The sequence below is a fragment of the Pseudomonas sp. ADPe genome (assembly GCF_014843515.1).
Taxonomy (GTDB): domain Bacteria; phylum Pseudomonadota; class Gammaproteobacteria; order Pseudomonadales; family Pseudomonadaceae; genus Pseudomonas; species Pseudomonas citronellolis.
The window spans coordinates 335,174-359,081 of sequence record NZ_CP062122.1; the positions used below are offsets into that span (position 1 = coordinate 335,174).

At 66.3% G+C, this 23,908-nt stretch carries 19 protein-coding genes; 5 read left to right on the forward strand and 14 right to left on the reverse strand.

The features are described from left to right. Positions 1 to 7: 7 nt before the first annotated feature. A complete protein-coding gene (cobA, locus tag IG194_RS01415) occupies positions 8 to 742 on the forward strand; it encodes a uroporphyrinogen-III C-methyltransferase (protein WP_058490204.1) in 735 nt (244 codons plus the stop codon). 1,066 nt (positions 743 to 1,808) lie between these two features. Here cobA and IG194_RS01420 read toward each other — a convergent pair. The 8 genes from IG194_RS01420 to ppsA all read right to left on the reverse strand — a co-directional run bounded on the left by IG194_RS01420 (position 1,809) and on the right by ppsA (position 10,481). Next, positions 1,809 to 2,870, reverse strand: a complete 1,062-nt coding sequence (locus IG194_RS01420; protein WP_009618731.1) for an OmpA family protein — start codon at positions 2,868 to 2,870, stop codon at positions 1,809 to 1,811. A gap of 117 nt (positions 2,871 to 2,987) precedes the next feature. Then, positions 2,988 to 3,578: an RNA polymerase sigma factor SigX gene (gene sigX, locus IG194_RS01425; protein ID WP_024128632.1), complete on the reverse strand. Its 591-nt coding sequence runs from the start codon at positions 3,576 to 3,578 to the stop codon at positions 2,988 to 2,990. A 75-nt stretch (positions 3,579 to 3,653) separates the two neighbouring features. Continuing rightward, on the reverse strand, positions 3,654 to 4,478 hold the full coding sequence (locus IG194_RS01430) for a mechanosensitive ion channel family protein (RefSeq protein ID WP_009618727.1): 825 nt from the start codon (positions 4,476 to 4,478) through the stop codon (positions 3,654 to 3,656). Between the two features lie 2 nt (positions 4,479 to 4,480). After that, a complete protein-coding gene (locus tag IG194_RS01435) occupies positions 4,481 to 4,729 on the reverse strand; it encodes a hypothetical protein (RefSeq protein WP_009618725.1) in 249 nt (82 codons plus the stop codon). 54 nt (positions 4,730 to 4,783) lie between these two features. Beyond that, entirely contained in the window at positions 4,784 to 5,782 is a 999-nt protein-coding gene (locus tag IG194_RS01440) for a zinc transporter ZntB (protein WP_058490205.1), read from the reverse strand. Positions 5,783 to 5,864: 82 nt separating this feature from the next. Continuing rightward, the gene (rraA, locus tag IG194_RS01445; protein WP_009618721.1) at positions 5,865 to 6,353 is read right to left on the reverse strand and encodes a ribonuclease E activity regulator RraA; all 489 of its coding nucleotides are present in this window, start codon (positions 6,351 to 6,353) and stop codon (positions 5,865 to 5,867) included. Between the two features lie 719 nt (positions 6,354 to 7,072). After that, positions 7,073 to 8,035 carry an alpha/beta fold hydrolase gene (locus tag IG194_RS01450; RefSeq protein ID WP_058490206.1) on the reverse strand — a complete coding sequence of 321 codons (963 nt, stop codon included), beginning with the start codon at positions 8,033 to 8,035 and terminating at the stop codon, positions 7,073 to 7,075. A gap of 76 nt (positions 8,036 to 8,111) precedes the next feature. Next, positions 8,112 to 10,481 (reverse strand): phosphoenolpyruvate synthase, encoded by a 2,370-nt coding sequence (gene ppsA / locus IG194_RS01455; RefSeq protein ID WP_009618717.1) that lies wholly within the window; start codon positions 10,479 to 10,481, stop codon positions 8,112 to 8,114. A gap of 165 nt (positions 10,482 to 10,646) precedes the next feature. Between ppsA and IG194_RS01460 the strand changes: the two genes are divergently transcribed. From IG194_RS01460 to IG194_RS01475, 4 genes are all read left to right on the forward strand, one after another. Beyond that, complete coding sequence (locus tag IG194_RS01460) at positions 10,647 to 11,465, forward strand: pyruvate, water dikinase regulatory protein (RefSeq protein WP_009618715.1); 819 nt, start codon at positions 10,647 to 10,649, stop codon at positions 11,463 to 11,465. 202 nt (positions 11,466 to 11,667) lie between these two features. Next, complete coding sequence (locus IG194_RS01465; protein ID WP_043272133.1) at positions 11,668 to 12,207, forward strand: ATP-dependent zinc protease; 540 nt, start codon at positions 11,668 to 11,670, stop codon at positions 12,205 to 12,207. 5 nt (positions 12,208 to 12,212) lie between these two features. Then, positions 12,213 to 13,739 carry an inactive transglutaminase family protein gene (locus IG194_RS01470; RefSeq protein ID WP_058070251.1) on the forward strand — a complete coding sequence of 509 codons (1,527 nt, stop codon included), beginning with the start codon at positions 12,213 to 12,215 and terminating at the stop codon, positions 13,737 to 13,739. 3 nt (positions 13,740 to 13,742) lie between these two features. Next, on the forward strand, positions 13,743 to 14,729 hold the full coding sequence (locus IG194_RS01475; RefSeq protein ID WP_058490207.1) for an alpha-L-glutamate ligase-like protein: 987 nt from the start codon (positions 13,743 to 13,745) through the stop codon (positions 14,727 to 14,729). A gap of 1,078 nt (positions 14,730 to 15,807) precedes the next feature. Here the strand turns inward: IG194_RS01475 and IG194_RS01480 are convergent. The 6 genes from IG194_RS01480 to IG194_RS01505 form a co-directional block, all read right to left on the reverse strand. After that, a complete protein-coding gene (locus tag IG194_RS01480; protein WP_058490208.1) occupies positions 15,808 to 16,977 on the reverse strand; it encodes a MalM family protein in 1,170 nt (389 codons plus the stop codon). Between the two features lie 11 nt (positions 16,978 to 16,988). After that, a complete protein-coding gene (locus tag IG194_RS01485; RefSeq protein ID WP_058490209.1) occupies positions 16,989 to 18,587 on the reverse strand; it encodes an outer membrane protein transport protein in 1,599 nt (532 codons plus the stop codon). Positions 18,588 to 18,605: 18 nt separating this feature from the next. Next, positions 18,606 to 19,610 (reverse strand): transporter, encoded by a 1,005-nt coding sequence (locus IG194_RS01490; RefSeq protein WP_009618707.1) that lies wholly within the window; start codon positions 19,608 to 19,610, stop codon positions 18,606 to 18,608. Positions 19,611 to 19,655: 45 nt separating this feature from the next. Further along, positions 19,656 to 20,417 (reverse strand): C39 family peptidase, encoded by a 762-nt coding sequence (locus IG194_RS01495; RefSeq protein WP_009618706.1) that lies wholly within the window; start codon positions 20,415 to 20,417, stop codon positions 19,656 to 19,658. A 74-nt stretch (positions 20,418 to 20,491) separates the two neighbouring features. Beyond that, complete coding sequence (locus IG194_RS01500) at positions 20,492 to 20,956, reverse strand: DUF6160 family protein (RefSeq protein ID WP_009618705.1); 465 nt, start codon at positions 20,954 to 20,956, stop codon at positions 20,492 to 20,494. 230 nt (positions 20,957 to 21,186) lie between these two features. After that, positions 21,187 to 23,907, reverse strand: a complete 2,721-nt coding sequence (locus IG194_RS01505; protein WP_058490210.1) for a helix-turn-helix transcriptional regulator — start codon at positions 23,905 to 23,907, stop codon at positions 21,187 to 21,189. Between the last annotated feature and the right edge of the window lies 1 nt (position 23,908).

Sequence of the window (23,908 nt, forward strand, 5' to 3'; positions counted from 1 at the left end):
AGAGAAGATGAGTGGAAAAGTCTGGCTGGTCGGCGCCGGTCCCGGCGACCCGGAACTGCTGACGCTGAAGGCCGTGCGCGCCCTGTCCGGCGCCCAGGTGGTGCTGCTCGACGACCTGGTCAACCCGCAACTGCTGGAGCACTGCCCGGCGGCGCGGGTGGTGCGCGTGGGCAAGCGCGGCGGCTGCCGCTCCACGCCCCAGGACTTCATCCAGCGCCTGATGCTGCGCTACGCCCGCCAGGGCCTGTGCGTGGTGCGCCTGAAAGGCGGCGATCCGTGCATCTTCGGCCGTGGCGGCGAGGAAGCGGCCTGGCTGGAGGCCCGCGGCATCGCCTGCGAGTTGGTCAACGGCATCACCGCCGGGCTGGCCGGCGCCACTTCCTGCGGCATTCCCCTGACCCTGCGCGGCATCAGCCGCGGCGTCAGCCTGGTCACCGCACACACCCAGGACGACAGCGAGCCGAACTGGCCGGCGCTGGCCCAGTCCGGCACCACCCTGGTGATCTACATGGGCGTGGCGCGCCTGGCGGAAGTCCGCGACGGCCTGCTGGCGGGCGGCATGCGCCGGGGCATGCCGGTGGCGATGATCGAAAACGCCTCGCTGCCCCGGCAGCGCGAATGCCGCAGCACTCTGGGTGCAATGCTCGACGACGCCACCGCCTTCGGCCTGCGCAGCCCGGCCATCCTGGTGATCGGCGAGGTGGCCGCCGAGGCCGCGCTGGAGCTGGCGCGTAGCGCTTGAACGACTGTTCCGAGACGTAGGGCGGATAACCGTTCGCGGTTATCCGCCGTTGGCCAGTGCGCCGATGCCATCAGGGCTGTAGGAGCGAGCTTGCTCGCGAATGGGGTTTCCCGATGGCTTAGGTGCTGGGTTCAAGAGCACCCTCACCCCAGCCCTCTCCCGGAGGGAGAGGGGGCCGTTCGGAGTGGGTGGGGAGTTTGGAGTCGTCCTGATACTCCTCACTCCCCCCGTTGCTCCTGCGCGGGAACGTAGGGCGTATAACCGTTCGCGGTTATACGCCGTTGGCCAGTACGCCGATGCCATCAGGGCTGTAGGAGCGAGCTTGCTCGCGAACGGAGTTTCCCGGTGGCGTCGGTGCCGGGTTCTAGAGCGCCCTCTCCCCAACCCTCGGCTGCGCGCCCCGCCCTGAAGGGAGAGGGGGCCGTTCGGAGTGGGTGGGGAGTTTGGAGTCATCCCGGAACACCTACCTCCTCCCGTCATTCCCGAGAACGCGAACCCTGGGTTCGCGAGCAAGCTCTCTCCTACGAAAAGCCAAAGCGCATTCGCTCTGGCTTTTGGACTTCCAGAGAAATACCCGAGCGCACCGGAACGCCCCTTCAGAAGGCCGAGCGAAACCGGCGCTCAGGAGGTCATGCGACATGGATGTCGCGAGAGCCCCGATGGGCTACAGGGACGTACCCTCGGGGCGGGCCTCCGTGGCGGGGGAATTCGCGAGGGTAGCCCGGCTCCATCGGGCCCGTATGTCGGGGCAAGCCTTTTTGGTTCCTTTTGTGGCGACTGACAAAAGGGACTCGCCCGAGGGGGCGAAACGAGAAACATCAACGCACTCGGTGCGGCGCGCTACACCCAAACAAGACGTCTCTGGGTTATTCCCCTTCGGGCCAGCGCAAGCGCTATTCGCGATGAAGCCGCGTCCCGTGTTCGAGGGAATGACAGGTTAGAGATCGGAGCACAGGACCAAGAGCCACAAACAAAGCCACAGCCCCATCCCAACCACCTAAACAAGCTTTTCCCCAGGCAAAGAAAAACCCGGCCTAGGCCGGGTTTTTCCTGGAACTCAGACCGATTACTGCTGCTTGGCCTGGGCTTCCACTTCGGCTTCTACGCGACGGTTGACGGCGCGGCCTTCAGCGGTGCTGTTGTCAGCAACCGGACGGCTCTCACCATAACCAACGGCGTTCACGCGGCCGCCTTCCACACCGTACTCGTTGACCAGCACGTCACGAACGGCGTTGGCACGACGCTCGGACAGTTTCTGGTTGTAGGCGTCGGTGCCGACGGAGTCGGTGTGGCCTTCAACGGTGGTGGAGGTGGACGGGTACTGCTTCATGAAGTCAGCCAGGTTCTTGATGTCAGCGTAGCTGTTCTCTTTGACCTTGGACTTGTCGAAGTCGAACTTGACGTCCAGCTGGACGCGGACGACTTCAGCGACGGCCGGGCAGCCGTTGGCGTCAACGGTGACGTTGGCCGGGGTGTTCGGGCACTTGTCGACGTTGTCGCAGACGCCGTCGTGGTCTTCGTCGGAGCAGACTTCAGCGACCGGCTCCGGAGCCGGGGCCGGCTTGGCGCCGCCACCGAAGTTCATGCCGACGCCGACGCCAGCCATCCACTCGCCCTGGTGACCGTTGTCACGCTTCTCCAGGCCGTACTGGCCGTCGAGGCTGGCCTTGGCGAAGAAGTTCTCGGTGAAGTAGTACTTCAGGCCGGCGCCGATGTTGGCCATGGTCAGGTTCTGACGGCCGCCGTTCTCGCTGTTGACGTTGGTCAGGCTCTGGTGACCGATGCCGGCGGAAACGTACGGACGCAGGCCGACACCCGGGGTACCGAAGTGGTAGATGGCATCCAGGGAAGCCAGGTTGCCATGGACCTTCTTGTTGCCGGACTCGTAGGTGCCACGAATGTCGTGGTATTCACCGTAGGAGAGTGCCAGCTCGACGTCGTCGGTCAGGAAGTAGCCGACGGAACCGCCGTAGAGGTCCCCGTTCTTCATGTTGCGGGTGCTGTCAGTGAAGTAGCGCTTGCCGAAGGCTTCGGCTTCGACTGCGCCTTGGCCTTGAGCGAAAGCATTCACGGCGGAAGCAGCGATCATGGAGCCGATCACGACGCCCAGGGTGTTCTTCAGTTTCATCCGTTAAATCCCCATCTTGGTGGTCAGTAAGCCGATGACCGCCGACAAAAGGCAGGCCATACAACTTGCGGGCAAGTTTATCAGAACTTGCGAATTAGAGAGACAACATTTACCCAACTATGTTTCGGATATGCCCGAAAACTTTTCGCGCAGCCGATCCAGTGCACGCTTGTATCGCATCTTAGTCGCACTCAGGCCCATGTGCATGATGTCGGCGATCTCCTGGAATTCGAGCTCTGCGACAAATCGTAGCACCAGAATTTCCCGATCGATGGGATTGACATGTACCAGCCATCGGTCCAGGCCGCCTCGCTCCTCGACCTTCGGCGCCTTCTCCTCGGAAGCCTCCTCGAGCGGGTCCAGGCTCAGCGCATCGAGCAGCCGGCGCTTTCGTCTTTCCTTGCGATATTGGGTTATGCACTCGTTGTAAGTGATGCTGTACAACCAAGTTTTGAACTTCGATTTGCCCTCGAAGTTCTTCAATCCATACAGCACCTTGAGCATCACTTCCTGGCACACGTCGTCGGCATCCCGATCGTTGCCCAGATAGCGCGCGCAGACGTTGAACAGCGTGCGCTGGTATCGGCGCATCAGCTCCTCGTACGCCCGGGTGACGTGGAACAGCTCGTCATGGGCGCGCTCCACCAGCTCCTCGTCGGTCAGCTGGCGCGGGTCGTAGCGCTGGGACAATGGTTGCGGCTTGTTCAAGTCGGGTTCGGGCCAGGTCATGTCGGCCGCCGACGCGGCTTTCGCGAAGCGGCGTCGGCGTTGCACGGGATCATCTCAGCGGCTGGTCACACGGCGCTCGAGGAGCACGCGGTTGGCAATGGACACCAACTCGCCCTCATCGGTCATCAGAATAGTCTTGATGGTGCCGATTTCTTCGATGATGCCTTCGACATCGTCCACTTTCACCTCTTGCCCGACCTGGTACAGCTCGCGCACGTAGATGCCGGCGATGATCTGCCCGGCGATCTCCCGGCTGCCCAGGCCCAGGGCCAGGGCGGCGGCGAGGCCGACGGTGATCAGCACGATGGCGATGATGTAGTTGAGCAGGTCGGTCTTGACCTCGAGCTGGCCGACGGCCACCGAGATGCTGATGATGATCACCAGCCACTGGGCCACGCGCCCCAGGCCGCCGGCGTATTCCAGGCCCACGCCCTCGGCGGCGCCGCGCACCACGCTGTTGAGCAACTGCGCCAGGAGCACGCCGACGATCAGCACCAGGGCCGCGCCGAACACCTTGGGCAGGTACAGGGCGAGCACGTCGAGGGTGGCGGAGACGCGCTGCAGGCCCAGGGATTCGGCGGCGGAGACCAGGAACACCAGCAGCACGAACCAGTAGACGATCTTGCCCACCAGGGTCGAGACCGGCACCTGGATGCCGATGCGGGCCATCAGCTTGGTCAGGCCGGTGCCGCCCATCAGGCGGTCCAGGCCGAGCTTGGCCAGCAGCTTGGACAGCAGGGCGTCGAGCAGCTTGGCCACGACGAAGCCCAGCAGCACCACCACCAGGGCGCCGAGCAGGTTCGGGATGAACCCGGCGAGCTTGCCCCACAGGGTGTTCATGGCGGTGAGCAGGCTTTGCGTCCAGATATCGAATTGCATCTTCAGTCGGCCTTGTCAGCGGAAGGGGCGGAATTCTGCGGGCGCCGGGACACCGGCGCAAGGTGGGCGGCGCCGCGGCTCACGCCCAGGCTCAGGGCTTGCAGCCAGTGGCCCATGAGGCTGAACAGGTCGCCGGCGCCGACCTGGCGGTTGGCGGTCTTCAGCACGCGACCCAGGCGCGCGTCTTCCTCCGGCTCCTGGTCCGGCATGCGCAGCAGGTTGCGCAGGGATTCTTCGAACGGATCGTGCATGCACAGCTCTCCTTCGTGTGCTGCCTTGACGCAGCCACACCCCCACAAGTCACATCAGAGCCAGCGCAGGCGGCGGAAGATCCACCACTGGGTCACGGCGATCACGGCCATCAGCAGGCAGGCCATGGCGAAGCCGTGCGGCGCGCTGGAGCCCGGAATCCCGCCTACGTTGATGCCCAGAAGCCCGGCCACGAAACTCATGGGCAGGAAAAAGCCGGTGATGATACCAAGAATGTACATGGTCTTGTTCATCCGCTCGGTGATCCGCCGGTGCTCGGCCTCCTGGATCAGCGAGATGCGCTCGCGCACCAGCTCCAGTTCCTCGAGGTTGCGCGTCAGGCGGTTGTACAGCTCGTTCCAGTAGTCGGCGTCGTCGCCCAGCGTCCAGGACAGCTTGATCCGCGTGAGCTGCGAGTAGATGTCGCGCTGCGGCGCCAGGTAGCGCCGCAGGCCCGCGGAGCGCCGGCGCAGGGCGCGCAGCTCGGCCTGGTCGGGCACGTTGCGCTCGTCTTCCTCGATGGCCTCCTCCATGGCGTCGAGTTCGTCGGCCAGGCCGCCGATCAGGGTGTCGATGCGGTCGGTGAGGTAGTGCGCCAGGCTCAGCACCAGCTCCGAGGCGTTCTTCGGGCCGCGCCCGGCGGCCAGGTCCTGGCGCAGGTCGGCCACCGCCTTGAGCGGGCGCAGGCGCAGGGAGATCACCCGCTGCTTCTCGGCGAACACCCGCAGCGAGACCATGTCCTCGGGCACCGCGCCGGGGTTGAGGTTGACGCCGCGCAGGAACAGCAGCAGGCGCTCGGCGCCCAGGTCCAGCAGGCGCGGGCGGGTCGCCTCCTCCAGCAGCAGGTCGCAGGTGAATTCGTTCAACCCGCTGGAGTCGCGCAGCCAGGACTGCGCCTCGGGGACGCCGCGGTCCCAGTGCACCCAGAGGCTTTCCTCGGGCTTGAGGTCCAGCAGCGGCAGTTCGCTGCGGGAAATCTGCCGGCCGCCGCCGTGGCCATCGAGGACGTAGCCGTAGATCAGCCCACGCTCGGTGCCGCTTTCGTATTGCTGCATCGCCTGTTCCATGAAGTGCCAGAGATGCCGGGCGCCGCCGGCAGGTGCGGTCATTGACCGGCGAAGGCGCCCGGCGTTCAGCTCACTCGGGCATTTTCAGGGCCTGGGGGGAGACGATGATGCCGTTGTTGTCGGCGTAGACGAACTCGCCCGGGCGGAAGGTGACGCCACCGAAGGTCACGGCCACGTTGAGGTCGCCGATGCCGCGCTTGTCGGTCTTCATCGGGTGGCTGGCCAGGGCCTGCACGCCCAGGTCGGTCTGCGCGATCACGTCGACGTCGCGGATGCAGCCGTAGACCACGATGCCTTCCCAGCCGTTCTTCGCCGCCTTCTCGGCCAGCATGTCGCCCAGCAGCGCGCGGCGCAGCGAGCCGCCGCCGTCGACCACCAGCACCTTGCCCTTGCCGTCCTTGTCTACCTGCTCCTTGACCAGCGAGTTGTCCTCGAAGCACTTGATGGTGACGATCTCGCCGCCGAAGGAGTCGCGACCGCCGAAGTTGCTGAACATGGGCTCGACGACCTGGACCAGGTCGGGATAGGCATCGCACAGATCAGGGGTGACGTATTGCATGGAGAGACTCCTTGGAGTGTCGGGATGAACCTGCGGCGGACCGGCGGAGCGGCGATGAAGCCCGGAATGACCGGACCCCGGCTTGGCGTCACAGTCTAGCGACTGTCACGTCATCCGCCTACGCCCACCGCCCTGCCCCGCGGCTTGGCGCCTTTCGCCGGGAGGCACGCGTAGGGCGCATAACGCCTACGGCGTTATCCGCCGCCTGGCCTTGATTGCCGGCGGCGCCAGGGTTGACCTGGGCGTTGGCCATGGCCTCGGTGCAGCGGCGGATAACCGCGAACGGTTATTCGCCCTACGCCGCCCCACTGCACCATTCCCCTGCGCGCGAAATCGCGGGCAGGGCCCGCTCCTACAGCTCGCCGGATGGCACGGTATTCCTCCCCCCGTAGGAGCGGACCTTGTCCGCGATAACCGGACGTCCCGCGCGAATCGCGGATAAGATCCGCTCCTACGCCGCCCCACCCGCGTCATTCCCCTGTAGGAGCGCGCCCTGCGCGCGAAATCGCGGGCAGGGCCCGCTACAGCTCGCCGGATGGCACGGTATCCTCCCCCCGTAGCGGACCTTGTCCGCGATAACCGGACGTCCCGGCGCGGATCGCGGATAAGATCCGCTACGCTGCCCCACCCGCGTCATTCCCCTGTAGGAGCGCGCCCTGCGCGCGAAATCGCGGGCAGGGCCCGCTCCTACGAAAAGCACCTCGGCGCAGCCTGTAATCCTACGGGTTGCCGGGAGGCAGGGCCTGGTGCTGCAGCCAGTGCAGGACCCGCGGCCAGACCTCGCGCTGGGCGCTCTTGCTCACCAGCATCTCGACGTGCCCGAAGTTTTCCGAAAAACCCTGCCGGCGCCCCAGGCAGAGGTACTCACGGACTTCCGAGCCGAACTGCTCGAACAGCTTGCGGCAGGCCCAGGGCGGGTCCTGGCGGTCGCCCTCGGCGCTGACCGCCAGCACCGGCGCCGTCACCTTGGCCAGGCCGCCCCACCAGTCGTTGTCGCGTTCGCCGAAGCGGCCGAACAGGCCATGCCAGCGCAAGGCCTCCAGGGCCAGGCCGATGGGCTCGTCCTCCGGGCCGCGGCGCAGGCGCGGGCCGGGGATCACGCCCATGCGCTTGAGCAGCAGGCGCCCGCTCCAGGCCACCGGCGGCAGCTTCAGCGCCCAGTAGTCGCGGCTGACCTGGCTGCCGAACAGGGCCACGCTGGCCAGCTGCTCCGGCGCCAGGTAGCCGCCGCCGAGGGTCGCCGCCAGGCTGATGCCGCCCAGGGAATGGCCGATCCAGTGCGGCGCCTGGCCGCTCTGCTCGACGACGAAGGCGGCGATGGCCGGCAGGTCGAAGCGCGCGTAGGCAGCGACGCTGTTGCGCGAATAGTCGAGGTTGCGCGGCGACAGGCCGTGGCCGCGCATCTCCGGTATCCATACATCGAAGCCGGCGCGCGCCAGGTACGGCCCCAGGCCGATGGCCTTGGGCGAGTACCAGAAGCGCCGGTTGGAGAAGCTGCCGTGCACCAGGATCACCGGCGCGCCGCGCTGCTCGCGGCCCGGCAGGCCCAGGCGGGTCAGCGCCAGTTCGACGCTGGGGTCGGGGCTGTTGTTGGGTTTCAGGCGGTAGACGTCCTCGGTGAGGTCGCCACGCAGTTCGGCGCTGACGAGCGCCACGGGAAAGAGTCGGCTACTGCTGTGCATGTCGTGGAATGGGTTGGCACGAAAAAAGGGCGGGTGCAAGCACCCGCCCTTCCTGAACCCGCAGGTTCGGTTGGCGTCAGGCCTGGCCTTCGGCCAGGAAGAACCAGGTGTCGAGCACCGAGTCGGGGTTCAGCGAGACGCTCTCGATGCCCTGCTCCATCAGCCACTTGGCCAGGTCCGGGTGGTCCGAGGGGCCCTGGCCGCAGATACCGATGTACTTGCCGGCCTTGTTGCACGCCTGGATAGCGTTGGCCAGCAGCTTCTTGACCGCTGGGTTACGCTCGTCGAACAGGTGCGCGACGATGCCCGAGTCGCGGTCCAGGCCGAGGGTCAGCTGGGTCAGGTCGTTGGAGCCGATGGAGAAGCCATCGAAGAACTCCAGGAACTCCTCGGCCAGCAGGGCGTTGGACGGCAGTTCGCACATCATGATGACTTTCAGGCCGTTCTCGCCGCGCTTCAGGCCGTTGGTGGCCAGTAGTTCGACCACCTGGGAAGCCTCGCCGAGGGTGCGCACGAAGGGCACCATCAGCTCGACGTTGGTCAGGCCCATCTCGTTGCGGACCTTCTTCATCGCCCGGCATTCCAGCTCGAAGCAGTCGCGGAAGGATTCGCTGATGTAGCGCGAGGCGCCGCGGAAGCCGAGCATCGGGTTCTCTTCTTCCGGCTCGTAGAGCTTGCCGCCGATCAGGTTGGCGTACTCGTTGGACTTGAAGTCCGACAGGCGCACGATGACCTTCTTCGGCCAGAAGGCCGCGGCCAGGGTGCTGACGCCCTCCACCAGCTTCTCGACGTAGAAGCCCACCGGGTCGTCGTAGCCGGCGATGCGCTTCTCGACGCTTTCCTTGATGTCGGCCGGCAGGCTGGCGAAGTTCAGCAGCGCCTTGGGGTGCACGCCGATCATGCGGTTGATGATGAATTCTAGGCGGGCCAGGCCCACGCCCTCGTTGGGCAGTTGGGCGAAGTCGAAGGCGCGGTCCGGGTTGCCGACGTTCATCATGATCTTGAACGGCAGCTCGGGCATGGCGTCCACCGAGTTCTGGCGCACGTCGAAGCCCAGCTGGCCTTCGTAGATCAGGCCGGTGTCGCCTTCGGCGCAGGACACGGTGACCTGCTGGCCGTCCTTCAGCACGGCGGTGGCGTTGCCGCAGCCGACCACGGCCGGGATGCCCAGCTCACGGGCGATGATCGCCGCGTGGCAGGTACGCCCGCCGCGGTTGGTGACGATGGCGCTGGCGCGCTTCATCACCGGCTCCCAGTCCGGGTCGGTCATGTCGGAGACCAGCACGTCGCCGGGCTGCACCTTGTCCATCTCGGAAACGTCGTGGATGACCTTCACCGGACCTGCGCCGATGCGCTGGCCGATGGCGCGGCCTTCCACCAGGACCTTGCCCTTCTCCTTGAGCAGGTAGCGCTCCATCACGGTGGCGCTGGAACGGCTCTTCACGGTTTCCGGGCGGGCCTGGACGATGTACAGCTTGCCGTCGTCGCCATCCTTCGCCCATTCGATGTCCATCGGGCGCTGGTAGTGCTTCTCGATGATCAGCGCCTGCTTGGCCAGTTCGGTGACCTCGGCGTCGGACAGGGCGAAGCGCGCGCGGTCGGCCTTCTCCACGTCGACCACCTTGACCGACTTGCCGGCCTTGGCTTCGTCGCCGTAGATCATCTTGATCGCCTTGCTGCCCAGGTTGCGGCGCAGGATCGCCGGGCGGCCGGCTTCCAGGGTGGGCTTGTGCACGTAGAACTCGTCGGGGTTCACCGCGCCCTGCACCACGGTCTCGCCGAGGCCGTAGGCGCCGGTGATGAACACCACGTCACGGAAGCCGGACTCGGTGTCCAGGGTGAACATCACCCCGGCGGTACCGGTTTCCGAGCGGACCATGCGCTGCACACCGGCGGACAGGGCGACCAGCTTGTGGTCGAAGCCCTGGTGCACGCGGTAGGCGATGGCACGGTCGTTGAACAGGGAGGCGAAGACTTCCTTGGCCGCGCGGATCACGTTGTCCACGCCGCGGATGTTCAGGAAGGTCTCCTGCTGGCCGGCGAAGGAGGCGTCCGGCAGGTCTTCGGCGGTGGCCGAGGAGCGCACGGCCACGGCCATGTTGTCGTTGCCGCCGGCCATCTCGGCGAAGGCCTTGCGGATGTCGGCGTCCAGCTGGGCGGGGAACTCGGCGTCCATCACCCACTGGCGAATCTGCGCGCCGGTCTTGGCCAGGGCGTTGACGTCGTCGACATCGAGGGCGTCCAGGGCGGCGTGAATGCGGTCGTTCAGGCCACTCTGCTCGAGGAAGTCACGGTAGGCCTGGGCGGTGGTGGCGAAACCACCGGGAACCGAAACCCCAGCACCGGCGAGGTTGCTGATCATTTCGCCCAGGGATGCGTTCTTGCCCCCCACACGTTCGACATCATGGACGCCGAGCTTATCGAGGGAAACTACGTACTCTACCAAGGTGATCTCTCCACTGAATGTTGGAAAAGCTCAAACGGGCCACCGCGACACCGCCCCTTTCTGGCCGCGGCCAGAAAAATAAGTGACAATGCCCCGGCAGGAGGCCTTGCAAAAGCGCGGCCTATCATACTCAGGATTCTTTCCTACATTAAGGCCCGCAGCGCAATGAAACGTACGGCTTTCTTCATTTCCGACGGAACCGGCATCACCGCCGAAACCCTCGGCCAGAGTCTTCTTGCGCAGTTCGAGAACATCCATTTCCACAAACTGACGCGACCGTACATCGACACCGAAGAAAAAGCGCGCGTCATGGTACAGCAAATCAACGCGGCTGCGCAGGCGGACGGCGCCCGCCCGATCATCTTCGACACCATCGTCAACCGTGAGATCCGGGCGGTCCTGGCCCAGTCGAACGGCTTCATGATCGACATCTTCTCGACCTTTTTGTCCCCTCTGGAGCAGGAATTATCCGCGGACTCGTCGTATTCCGTCGGAAAATCCCACAGCATCGGCCACAATCCGCACTACATGGAGCGGATCGACGCGGTCAACTTCGCCCTCGACAACGACGACGGCGCCCGCACCCACTACTACGACAAGGCCGACCTGATCCTGGTCGGCGTGTCGCGCTGCGGCAAGACGCCCACCTGCCTCTATATGGCAATGCAATATGGCATTCGTGCGGCGAACTATCCGCTGACCGAGGAGGACATGGAGCGCCTGCAGCTGCCCAACGCCCTCAAGCCCTACAAGGGCAAGCTGTTCGGCCTGACCATCGACCCCGACCGGCTCACCGCCATCCGCAACGAGCGCAAGCCCAACAGCCGCTACGCCAGCTTCGCCCAGTGCGAGTTCGAGGTGCGCGAGGTGGAGAACCTGTTCCGCCGCGAGAACATCGCCTACATCAACTCCACCCATTTCTCGGTGGAGGAGATCGCCGCCAAGATCATGGTGGAGAAAGGCGTCGAGCGCCGCCTGAAGTAGCCCCGCACGGCCCTGTGAACCGGCTCACGCTGCCGCCCGCCGGGGCCTGGCGGGTGTCGTCACACGGCACCTGCGTGCTAGAATCGCGCCCCGCATCCCTCCTGGGGGGCCCAGGCCCCGGCCAAGGATGACTCGCCCGCAGGCCGTGGCGTTTGCCGGATGTACCCGTTCACTGGCCTACGGCCCCCAGCGCTCAGGACTTATGAGACTCAAGCCCACAGCCCTGCTGCTCCTGATTTTCCTGGCGGCCTTCGGCGGCCCCGCCGGCGCCGCCGGCAAGACCGTCTACGGGCTCATCGAATACGCCCACATCGGCCAGCTCGACCAGGTACTGGCGGCCAAGCTCGACACCGGCGCCAAGACCGCCTCCCTGAGCGCCCGCGACATCAAGCGCTTCAAGCGCGACGGCGAAACCTGGGTGCGCTTCTACCTGGCCACCGACACCGCCGACAGCCAGCCGCTGGAGCGGCCGCTGGCGCGCATCAGCAAGATCAAGCGGCGCCACGGCGACTTCGACCCCGACGAGGGCAAGGCCTACACCGCGCGTCCGGTCATCGAGCTGGACGTCTGCCTGGGCAGGCTGCGCCGCACCATCGAAGTGAACCTTACCGACCGCAGCGCATTCCAATATCCCCTGCTGATCGGCTCCGACGCGCTCAAGCGCTTCGGCGCCCTGGTCGACCCCAGCCTGAAATACGCCGCCGGCCAGCCCGGCTGCCCCGTTGCGAAACCTGCCGAGTAAAGCCCATGCGCTCCATCAACCTGCACCTGAAGATCCTGATCGCCATCCTGGTGGTCCTGGGCGTTTCCATCACCGCCTACCAGATCTTCATCCTCGGCATCCCCATGACCGAGGCGGAAACCGACGACCTGTGGAACATCGACGCCAAGGTCGAGTTCCTCGCCACGCCGAAGACCCCGGTCAAGGTGCAGATGTTCGTGCCGCCGCTGACCCAGGGCTACGTCAGCCTCAACGAGAGCTTCGTCTCGAACAACTACGGGGTGAGCATCAACCGCGCCGACGGCAACCGCAAGGTGACCTGGTCCTCGCGCCGCGCCAACGGCAAGCAGACGCTCTACTACCGCCTGGTGCTGACCAAGCGCTTCAGCGGCGAGCAACCCAAGGAAAAAGGCCCGATCTTCCGTGACAGCCCGCCCCTGGAAGGCCCGGAGAAGATCGCCGCCGAAGCGCTGATCGCGCCCATCCGCCAGCACTCGGCGGACATCGAGACCTTCGTCAGCGAAACCATCAAGCGCGCCAACAACCTGGCCGACGACAACGTCAAGCTGCTGCTGGCCGGCGACACCAGCCTGGAGAAGCGCTCGTACATCGTCGAGACCCTGCTGGCCCAGGCCCACGTGCCCATGGAGCGCGTGCACACCCTGCGCCTGCTGGCCAACCAGGCGCAGAGCCCGGAACTGTGGCTGCGCAGCTACAACGGCAAGGACTGGCTGTACTTCAACCCGGAAACCGGCGAGCGCGGCCTGCCCGCCGACCGCCTGATCTGGTGGCTGGGCGACGAGCCGCTGCTGGCGGTGGAAGGCGGCAAGAAGGCGCTGATCAGCTTCAGCCTGAACAACAGCGAGATGAACGCCATCCGCCTGGCCAAGCTGACCAACGAGAACACCGACGCAAGCTTCCTCGACTACTCGCTGTACGGCCTGCCGCTGTCCACCCAGCAGACCTTCCAGATCATGATCATGATCCCCTTCGGCGTGCTGGTGATCCTGGTCCTGCGTAACCTGATCGGCATCCAGACCCTCGGCACCTTCACCCCGGTGCTGATCGCCCTCGCCTTCCGCGAGACCGGCCTGCAGTGGGGCATCGGCCTGTTCACCGTGATCACCGCCCTGGGCCTGTCGCTGCGCTCCTACCTCGAGCACCTGAAGCTGCAGATGCTGCCGCGGCTGTCGGTGGTGCTGACCTTCGTGGTGGTGATGATCGCCGCCATCAGCCTGCTCAGCCACCGCCTGGGCTTCGAGAGCGGCCTGTCGGTGGCGCTGTTCCCCATGGTGATCCTGACCATGAGCATCGAGCGCCTGTCGATCACCTGGGAAGAGCGCGGCGCCGCGCACGCCATGAAGGCGGCGGTGGGCACCCTGTTCGCCGCGGCCCTGGCGCACATCCTGATGCGCGTGCCGGAGCTGGTGTACTTCGTGTTCACCTTCCCGGCGGTGCTGCTGCTCCTGGTGGCCTTCATGCTGGCGATGGGTCGCTACCGCGGCTACCGCCTGACCGAGCTGTTCCGCTTCAAAGCCTTCCTGAAGGACTGAGCCATGTTCGGCCTGATCAAGCGGTGGAAAGCCCTGGAAGCCAAGGGCATCATGGGCATCAACCGGCGCAACGCGGACTTCGTGCTGAAGTACAACAAGCGCCACCTGTACCCGATCGTCGACGACAAGATCATCACCAAGGAACGCGCCATCGCCGCCGGCATCCACGTGCCGGAGATGTACGGGATCATCTCCACCGAGAAGGAGATCGAGAAGCTCGATTCCATCATCGGCGAGCGCAACGACTTCGTCATCAAGCCGGCGCAGGGCGCCGGCGGCGACGGCATCCTGGTGATCGCCGACCGTTTCGAGGGCAACTTCAAGACCGTCTCCGGGCGCATCATCAGCCGCGAGGAGATCGAGTACCAGCTCTCCAGCATCCTCACCGGCCTGTACTCCCTGGGCGGGCACCGCGACCGCGCGCTGATCGAGTACCGCGTCACCCCCGACCAGATCTTCCGCAGCATCAGCTACGAGGGCGTGCCGGACATCCGCATCATCGTCCTCATGGGCTACCCGGTGATGGCCATGCTGCGCCTGCCGACGCGCCAGTCCAACGGCAAGGCCAACCTGCACCAGGGCGCCATCGGCGTGGGCGTGGACCTGGCCACCGGCATCACCCTGCAAGGCACCTGGCTGAACCGCAAGATCGCCAAGCACCCGGACACCACCAACGCGGTGGACGGCGTGCAGCTGCCGCACTGGGACGGCTTCATGAAGCTGGCCGCCGGCTGCTACGAGCTGTGCGGCCTGGGCTACATCGGCGTGGACATGGTGCTGGACCAGGACAAGGGCCCGCTGATCCTCGAACTCAACGCCCGTCCCGGGCTGAACATCCAGATCGCCAACGACTGCGGCCTGACCGGCCGCGCCCAGGCGGTGGAGGCCCACCTGGTGGAGCTGCAGGCCAAGGGCGTGCAGGAGACACCGGAGGAGCGGGTGCGTTTCTCGCAGAAGCTGTTCGGGCATGTGCCGATGCGGGAGATCTGAGGCGGAGTCGGGGGCTTTTCGTAGGAGCGAGCTTGCTCGCGAACAGTGGTTACCGGTGAGCTAGCTGCTGGGTTCAAGAGCCCCTCTCCCCAACCCTCTCCCGCAAGCGGGAGAGGGGGCCGTTCGGAGTGGGCGGGGAGTTTGGAGTCATCCTGATACTCCTCACTCCCCCCGTCATTCCCGCGAACGCGGGACGCGGCTTCATCGCGAACAGCGCTTGCGCTGGCCCGAAGGGGAATAACCCAGCTGCCTTCGTGCTCGGTGTAGCGCGCCGCTCCGAGTTTGCCCGACCTTCTTGTTTCGCCCCCTCGGGCGAGTCCCTTTTGTCAAACGCCACAAAAGGAACCAAAAAGGCTTGCCCCGCATACGGGCCCGACACAGTCGGGCTACCCTCACGAACTCCCCCGCCACGGAGGCCCGCCCCGAGGGTACGTCCCTGTAGCCCGCGGGGCTCTCGCGACATCCATGTCGCATGACCTCCTGAGCGCCGGTTTCGCTCGGCCTTCTGAAGGGGCGTTTCGGTGCGCTCGGCTATTTCTCTGGAAGTTCGAATCGCGGACAAGGTCCGCTACACCACCCCACCCACACCATTCCCTGTAGGAGCGCGCCCTGCGCGCGAAATCGCGGGCACGGCCCGCTCCTACAATCCGCCGGGAGGCATGGTGTTTCCCCGTAGGAGCGGACCTTGTCCGCGATAGCCGGAACCTCCGGCGCGATTCGCGGATGAGATCCGCTCCTACACCACTCCACCCACACCATTCCCTGTAGGAGCGCGCCCTGCGCGCGATTTCGCGGGCAGGGCCCGCTCCTACAATCCGCCGGGAAGCATGGTGTTTCCCCGTAGGAGCGGACCTTGTCCGCGATAGCCGGAACCTCCGGCGCGATTCGCGGATGAGATCCGCCACGGTTCCAGGAAGCACGGCTTTTCGTAGGATGGTGTTGAGCGAAGCGATACCCATCACCACGGCAGCATGGGTATCGCAAGCTCAACCCATCCTACGGTTCAGGGAAGCACGGGCGTAGGAGCGGACTCCGTCCGCGATCGACCAACCGCCCGCAGCGGGCTATCCGGTGACGCTCAGCGCACCACCGCCAGCTCGAACCCACCCTGGTCGGCATGCTGGCGCACCTTCATGCCCTCCTCGTTCACCGCCAGGCTTTCCAGCGGGCGCTTGTAGGGTTTGTTGTCCAGCGTCTGCAGGGCGCGGTCCTCGTCGGTGGTCAGCAGCAGCACGTAGCGCTCGCCCTGGTTGGCGCGCACCGGCACCGTGCCTTCGATGAAGGCGTAGCGGTACCAGGTCTCCGGGTTGAGCTTGTAGACCGCGTCGCTGACCAGGCGCGTCGGGCGCTTGCGTTCGTCGAGGAACAGCAGCGAGGGGTAGACCACCTGGTGATTGGAGAAGCTGCGCACGCGCAGGCCGTAGACCTGCTGCGAGGCCGGCAGCTTCATGGCCACGTAGTAGCTCTTGCCCATGGGGAAGTCGAAGCTCGGCGAGAACTTGTTGAGCTCCTCGTAGCGCGGCTCGTCGGCGTTCAGCTCGGTGAACTCGCCCTCGGCGATCTGCTCGCAGCAGCGTCGCTGCAGGTCCTGGTAGAGGTCATCGAGGGTCTTGCCGCTGCCCTTGAGCAGGGCTTTCATGGCGTCGCTCTGCTCGCCGCTGCCGTCCAGCCCCGGCAGGGCCTGCGGGCGCTGCTTGAACTGCACCTCGCGGCCCTCGGTGAAGGCGATCTGGTTGCGGCGGATGCCGTCGGCGCGGTCCTGGGCGGTGATCGGCGAGTTGTGCATGCGGCCCTGCTCGTCGACCCAGGTGTAGTACGGGTTGCCGTTCTCGCTGCGGACGAAGCCCTTGTCCTCGTAGGCCTCGGCGTCGATGTACTCGGAGGAGTGGTCGCCGTTGGGCAGCACGTAGTCGCCGCGCCCGGCGGGCACCTGGTTGCCGGCGTAGAAACTGTTCTGCAGGTTGCCCTGGCCGTCCACCCAGGTGAAGTAGCGGCGCTTGCTCTCCCCCGCCGGCGCGCTGCCGGGCCAGAGGGTGCCGCCGTCGTCGCGCAGGCGGGCGCGGTCGCTCTGGTCGATGCGCCTGGCCGCCTGGCGCTGCTGCTGGCCGTAGCCGGCGTCGACGAAGGTGTTGTGCACCTGGCCGCTGTCGTCGATCCACGACAGGTAGCGCCCGGCGTCGGCCAGCACCGGCAGCGGCGCGGCCGCCGTGGCCAGCAGGCAGAGGAACAGGTGGCGGGAACGCTGCATCGGGCCGCTCCTCAGAAGGTGGTGTTGTAGGTCAGGGCGAAGATATAGGCCTTCACCGTGGTATGTACATCCATGCCGGCATAGGGGTTGTAGACCAGGTTGTCGATGCCGGTGCAGGTCAGGTTGCAGCTCTGCCCGGCCTTGATGCTCTGCTTGGAGACGAAGTAGTTGAAGCCCAGGTCGATGTTGGTGTCCTTGTCCCAGCGGTAGCCCAGGCCCAGGCCGTAGAGGTCGGCGTCGCCGATGGGCACCAGGGCGTCGGCCTTGCTCTTGGGGATCGCCGAGGGCCGGTACTCGTAGCCGGCGCGCAGCTGCAGGCGGTCGTTGACGTCGTACTGCACGCCCATGGCGTAGCTCCAGGTGTCGCGGTAGCCACGGTCGAGGATGATGCTGTGGTCGGTGGCGCCGTTGGGGGCGAAGTTCTTGGCGATGCGCAGCAGGTCCAGTTCCCTGTCGAACTCGATCTCCAGGTTGTTCCAGTCGCTGTAGCCGCTCCACTTGAGGTCGAAGTTGAACTGCCAGTCGTCGAACGGGCGCAGCTTGATGCCGGTGGAGAAGTTGTCCGGGTTGGTCATCTTCAGCGTCGCCACGCCGTGCTCCTCCTCGGCGTTGCCGTAGGGGAACAGCGGGCTGAGGAAGGCGCCGAACACCGAGTTCTGCAGGCCGGACCAGAAGCCCTGCCAGTCCTTGGTGTAGTCCACCCGGTACTTGCCCTTGAGCTTCATGCGCGACTCGCTCTGGTACACCGCGCCCCAGGCGAACCAGTCGGTGGGCTCCCAGAGCACGCCCAGGTTGTAGCTGGGCGAGAGGGTCTGCTGCATGTCCAGCTTGAGGTTGGCCAGGGTGTCGTAGGGCCCGATGCGCCCGCCGCAGACGTTGAACACCAGTTCGACGATCTCCTGCGCGCCGGGCACGCAGGTGGTGTCGTGGAGGGTCTGCAGCAGGCCGGTGAGCAGGCCGGGGTTGCGGAAGTCGGTGTCCAGGGCCATGGCCTGGTGCGAGAAGCCGATGGACAGGCCGAAGGACAGCGTGTCGTTCATCTGGTAGCCCACCGAGGGCGAGAAGTAGGTCAGCCGCTGCAGCGACACGCGGCGCCCGTCGTAGCGCCCCGGGTCGCCGTCCGAGTCGCGCGAGTAGCCCAGCGCCTGGGGCGTGTAGACGTTGGTGGCGAAGGTGAACTTGGAGCCCGGCGGGTTGATCGACAGGCCCGCCAGCGGCGCCACCAGCATGGGCACGTCGGTCATGCCGCCCAGGCCCGGCAGGTACATGGTCGGCGTCATGGTGCGGCTGTGGGAGTTGGCCACCGGGTCGTCGGACACGCCGAAGGTGCTCTCGCCGTAGTTCGGCGGCGCGTGGAAGCCGGCGCGGATGTCCATCACCCCGCTGACCAGCTTCACCGTGGTCTGCCGGCCCTTGAGCTTGGTCAGCGCCGCGGGGTTGTAGTGCACGGCGTCGATGCCGGTGGAATCGGCGGTGACCGCGTTGCCCAGGGCCATCGCCTTGGGGTTGCCGATGGTGATGTCGTTGGCCAGTTGGGCCTGGGCCGGCAGAATCCAGCCAAACCCCGCCCCTGCCATCGCCAGCAGAAGTGGCGAAATGCGCTTCGTCATGGGAACTCCGCTCGCCGTTTAGTCGGGCTTAAGGCCCTTGATATCCAGGGGCAGGGAAACCCCCAGCAAGATATCCGGTGAGTCTTCGGTCAGGCCGAAGCCGGCGTTCACGTTGACGATGTAGTCAGGCGAGGTGCGCAGGCCGAGCGAGAAGTTCATGACCGCGCTGGTCTGCTCGGGAGCCTCCACCGTGCGGGTGTCGAAGTGGTAGCGGCTCTTCATCTGGTAGGCCATCTGGTAGGAGGTGGCCAGGGACACGTCGTAGGACAGCGCGTAGGCCATGCCCATGGCGAAGTTCAGGGTGTCGCCCGGGGTGACCTTGTTCAGCTCCTCGCCGTACTGGTTCTGGTGGATGTTGTCGACCTTGAGGTTGTAGGTGTAGCCGAGCGAGCCGTAGAGCACGACCGGGTCGATCACGTAGGACATGTTCGCGCCCACGCCGAGGCTGTAGTAGCCGTTGCCGGTGGACACGTCCTTGTCCGGGTTCATGTCGAACGGGCTGTCGCCGGTGGGCAGGCCGAGGGTGGCGTAGAAGGTGGTGACCGGGCGGCCGCGCATCGCCGCCCAGGGCTGCCAGCGCAGGGTCGCGGAAATGTCGCCGAGGCTGTAGGCGTGGACGTCGCTCTCGGTGTCGTACTTGGCCACGAAGGGCAGGCGCAGGCTGAAGGTCAGGTTGTCCCAGATGCCGTAGTCGAAGGTGAAGGAGTTGGTGAAGGTGTGCTGCGCCTCGCTGGTCGCCAGCACGCTGTACACGCTGTCGCCGGTGCGCACCTGCTGGATGCGGGTGTCGCGCATCATCGAGTAGTCCAGGCCGTAGGTGAGGGTCCGCTCGCCCTTCTTCAGCAGGGTGTAACTCTTCTCCGCCGCCTGGAACACCTCTTCCAGAGCCTTGGCGCTGTCGGCGTCGTCGGCCTTCTTGGCCAGCGCGTCACGCGCCTGGTCGACCGAGCCTTCCTCGGCCGGCGCCGGGCCCGATGCCAGCAAGGCCAGTATGGCGGCGCACGCATACCCCCTGAATCTCATGATGCAATCCCCTGGTCTTGTTCTTATGGAAGGATGAAACGTCGATCACTTGCTGCGTATGAACTGCACGTCGCCTTTGGATGCGGCCTCGATCATCCGGTTGCTGGTGAACTTGCTCATCTCCGGGAACTCGCGGAAGGCCAGCAGGCTCACGGTACGGTCGTCCACCAGGCGCAGGTCCTGCTCCTTCAGGGCCAGGGCGTTCTTCGGCTCCTGGCCGCTCGGGTAGATGACGAAGAGCACGTTCTGGTCCCAGATCGCCTCGAAGCGGCTGCGGGTGAAACTGATGTTGCCCAGGGCAGGATCGGCAACGAAGACGTGGTCGTTGTAGACGTCGCGCACCACCACGAAATGCTTGAAGCCACCGTAGTGGATGGGCACCAGCGCCGGGTGCTCGAGCGAATCCAGGTCGGAGAATTCGGCGCGGAAGCCACCGCTCCTGTAGCCCAGCGCGGCCGCGTAGCGCTTCATGTCCAGCAGCGAGAAGCCGCGGCGCTGGACGATCTTGTCGGCCTCGCCGTACTTGAGCAGGCCTTCCATCACCTGGCGTTCCTGCAGGTCGCGGCCCAGGTAGTAGTCCAGCAGGGTGGTCAGCGCCGCCGAGCCGCAGCTGTAGTCGTAGGCCTGGCGGATGACGTTGCGGAACTGCACCTGGCTCATGGGTTCGAGTTGCACGGCCTCGCGGAAGGGGCCGTTGGGCGTGAGCTGCTGGGTGATGTTCACCGTGCCCCGGGGTTGCGGTTGGGTATCCACCGTCTGGGTGAAACCGAACAGGCCGAGCAGGCTTCCCAGCAGTATCTCGAACATCCCCTCTCCTCTCTCCTGGAAGAACCCTTGCCGGCACGGGCCGGCAAGGGGATACGCGTCACACGACCGATGGATCAGTGGCCCCAGATGCGAACCTGGGAACCGGCCATGTTCAGGTTGGAAACGGTCAGCGAACCGATGCTGGCGGCGCTGGTGTCGCCCACCTTGATGGCGCCCACCGAGACGTCGCCGGTCATGCCCGGCAGGCCCAGGGCCAGTTGCTGGGTGTCGGCGGTGCCGATCTTGGTGGTGACCACGTCGACGGTCAGCGGGTTGGCATCGTCGATCTTCAGGGCGGTGCCGCCCGGGCCGGTCAGGGTGATGTTCTCCAGGCGCAGGGAACCGGACTTGGTGTCGTCGATCTTGTCGGTGTAGACCACCGCCCCGATGCTCGCCTTGAAGTCACCGGCGATGCTGATGCCGTCCTGGCCGGTCACGCCGGCGAGCGCGCTGTCGTCCATGGATTTCAGATCGGCATGGGCCAGGAAGGGAGCGGCCAGAACAGCACTTGCAAGAACCAGTTGTTTGATTTTTTTCATTCTTGTTTCTCTCCAGTGTTCAGGTGGGTTGCCCCAGGGCACTGCAGGGGGCGTCCTGCCCCGCTGCAGGTTGGCCGGCCAAGCCGACCCTCCAGACCCGCGCCGTCTTCCCTAGGTGCCGCGGGCATGGATTCGTGAAGCACCAGGCTTCGCGTCCTGTTTCCCAAGCTACTGGGCAACCCCCCACCTGCCAGCCCATCCAAGGGATGGAGCCGGAAACGCCGTTCGCCTCAGGCTTCGCTGAGCAACCCCAGGCTCTTGCCCTTGAGTACCGCCTGGGTACGGCTGCGCACCCCCAGCTTGGCGAACAGGTTGTGCAGGTGCCACTTGATGGTGGCCTCCGACAGATGCACCGCCTGGGCGATGTCGCGGTTCGAAAGCCCGGCCGCCACCAGCCGCAGGATTTCCCGCTCGCGGTGGCTAACATCTTGATTTTCCTCGAAACCTGCTGGATCGACGGACAGCCTGCGGCACTGTTCGCGGAGCAGTTCCGCCACCCCCTGCCAGGCCGCCGCGCGCTTGGGTTCGGCCTCGCGCCAGGCGTCCCAGAACGGCAGCAGCCAGATGGCGTCGTCCTGGAACAGCCGGCGGTAGCCCTGGTTCCAGGCTTCCTCCAGGGTGGGCGCGAACAGGGCGAAGGCCTTTTCGCTGTTACCTTTCTGCCAATACGCCACAGAAAGTAACAAGGCCAGACGCAACCGCCGGTCGCGCTGATAGGGCGAAGCGTTCGCCGCCAGCGCCGATTCCAGACGCTGCTGGGCGCGCTCGGCGCGCCGCTCGGACAACGCCACCCGCGCCTCGGCCAGGGCCAGTGCGGCCTGGGCATCGGCATAGCGCTCGGCGGACAGGCCCGACAGGTGCCGGGCCAGTTGCAGGCAGACGCGCTCGGCCTCGTTCGGCCGGCGCAGCCACAGCAGCAGTTGCACCTTGCAGCCCATGGCCAGCGCGTAGACGCGCTCGTAGCCCGGCGACTGCAGGCCGGCCAGCCATTCGTCGAGCTGGGCCAGGCCCTGTTCGGCCTCGCCGGCGAAGAAGCGCGCCTTGGCCATCACCAGTTGGCCGCGGCTGATCAGCTCCATGGGCGTGGCCACGTCGCGCCAGGTGGTGGCCAACGGCAGTTCGGCGAGGATGGCCGCATGGCGGTCCTGCTCATAGAGGATGTCGGCGTAGGCCAGGGCCAGCGGCCCGCCCACCCGGCTGCGCCGGCCGAACACGCGCTCGACGCGGCTGCGCGCGCCCTCGGCGATGGTCCGGCCGCGCTCCAGCTCGCCGCTCTCCTTGCAGATCAGCGCCTCGATCATGCTCGCCACCACCTGCAGGTACTCGCTGTCGGCCATGCGCAGGCACTCGCGGGCCACGCCGATGGCGCCGGCGGCCTCGGCGTAGTCGCCCAGCAGCGCGTGGGCGGCGGCCAGGATGCAGGCCAGGCTGGCGCGGAACACCGGCTGGTTGGCCGGCACCAGCGCCAGCCACTGGCGCGACACCTTGAGGCTGGCCTCCAGCTTGTCCTGGTACAGCAGCACCAGGGCCTTGAGCACCTGGGCCACGGCCAGCAGCTCGGCCAGGCCGAAATTGCGCGCCTTGCCCTGGCCCATCAGCAGGCGGGCGCTGAGTTCCTCGATGAGCGCCTCGGCCTCGGCGAACTTCTGTTCGAAGGCCAACTGCCAGGCGTAGAAGATCTGGAACACCGGATGCTCGCGGATCACCTCGGCGGGAATGCCGCCGAGCATGCCGAGGATGCTGTACACCCGGTTGCCGGCGATCAGCCGCGCGCCCTGGCGCTCCAGCAGGTCGGCGGCGAAGGCGTAGTCGCGGGCGCGCAGGGCGTAGCGCACGGCGCGGTCGGCCATGTCGCGGCTTTCGCACCAGCGCGCGGCGGCGTTGAGCAGCGGCGTGGGGTCGGCGCTGCGGGCCAGGCGGCCCTGGAGGAAGTCGGCGAACAGGTGGTGGTAGCGGAACCACTCGCGCGTATCGTCCAGGGGAATGATGAACAGTTGCTCGTTCTGCAGGCGCATGAGCATGTCCAGGCCGTCGCGGCGCCCGGTCAGGGCGTTGCACAGCTCGGCGCAGAACTCGTCGAGCACCGAGGTCTGGTCGAGGAACTGCTGCAACGCCGGCGGCAGGCTGGCCAGCACGTCCTCGGCGAGGTAGTCGGCGATGTCCCGCTCGGTGCCCGACAGCCCGCGCAGGAAGCCCTCGCGGTCGCTGTGCCGGGCCAGCGCCAGGGCGGCCAGGTGCAGCGCGGTGATCCAGCCCTCGGTGCGCTTGTACAACAGGCCCAGCTCGGCGTCGTCCAGTTGCAGGCCCTTGAGCTCCAGCAGGTAGGTGTCGGCTTCCTCGCGGGTCAGGCGCAGGTCGGCGCCGTTGAGGCAGAAGGCCCAGGGCGCCAGCGCCGGCTCGTCCACCAGGAAGCGCGGGCGGTAGCGGGTGCTGGTGACCAGGCGCACGTTGTCCGGCAGGTGCTCGATGAGGTAGCGCGCCCCCGGCTGCAGGGCCGGGTGGCGGATCTGGTGGAAGTCGTCGAGGAACAGGTAGAGCGCCCCGTCGATGCGCTTGAGGTCGGCGAGGAAGGCATCCAGCAGCCCTTCCAGCGGCAGGGTCATGTCCGACTGCAGCAGGTTCGAGGTGTTGGCGCCGAAGCCGGGGGCGACGCTGCGGATGCTCTCCACCAGGTACTGCAGCAGGCGCTGCGGCTCGCTGTCGCCCTCGTCGCAGGACAGCCAGGCCACCAGCGCGCCGCTGGCCAGCAGGCGCTCGCGGAACAGGCTGAGCACGGTGCTCTTGCCGAAGCCGGCCGGCGCGCTGAGGATCAGCGCGCGCTGCTGGCGCGCCGCGAACAGGCGGTCGATGAGCGCCCGCCGCGGCAACAGCAGGGCGCCGTCGGTGCGCGGCGGGAACAGCTTGGTGCGCAGCAGCGGCAGGGGCGGCTGCTGGGAGTTGAGTGTGGTCATG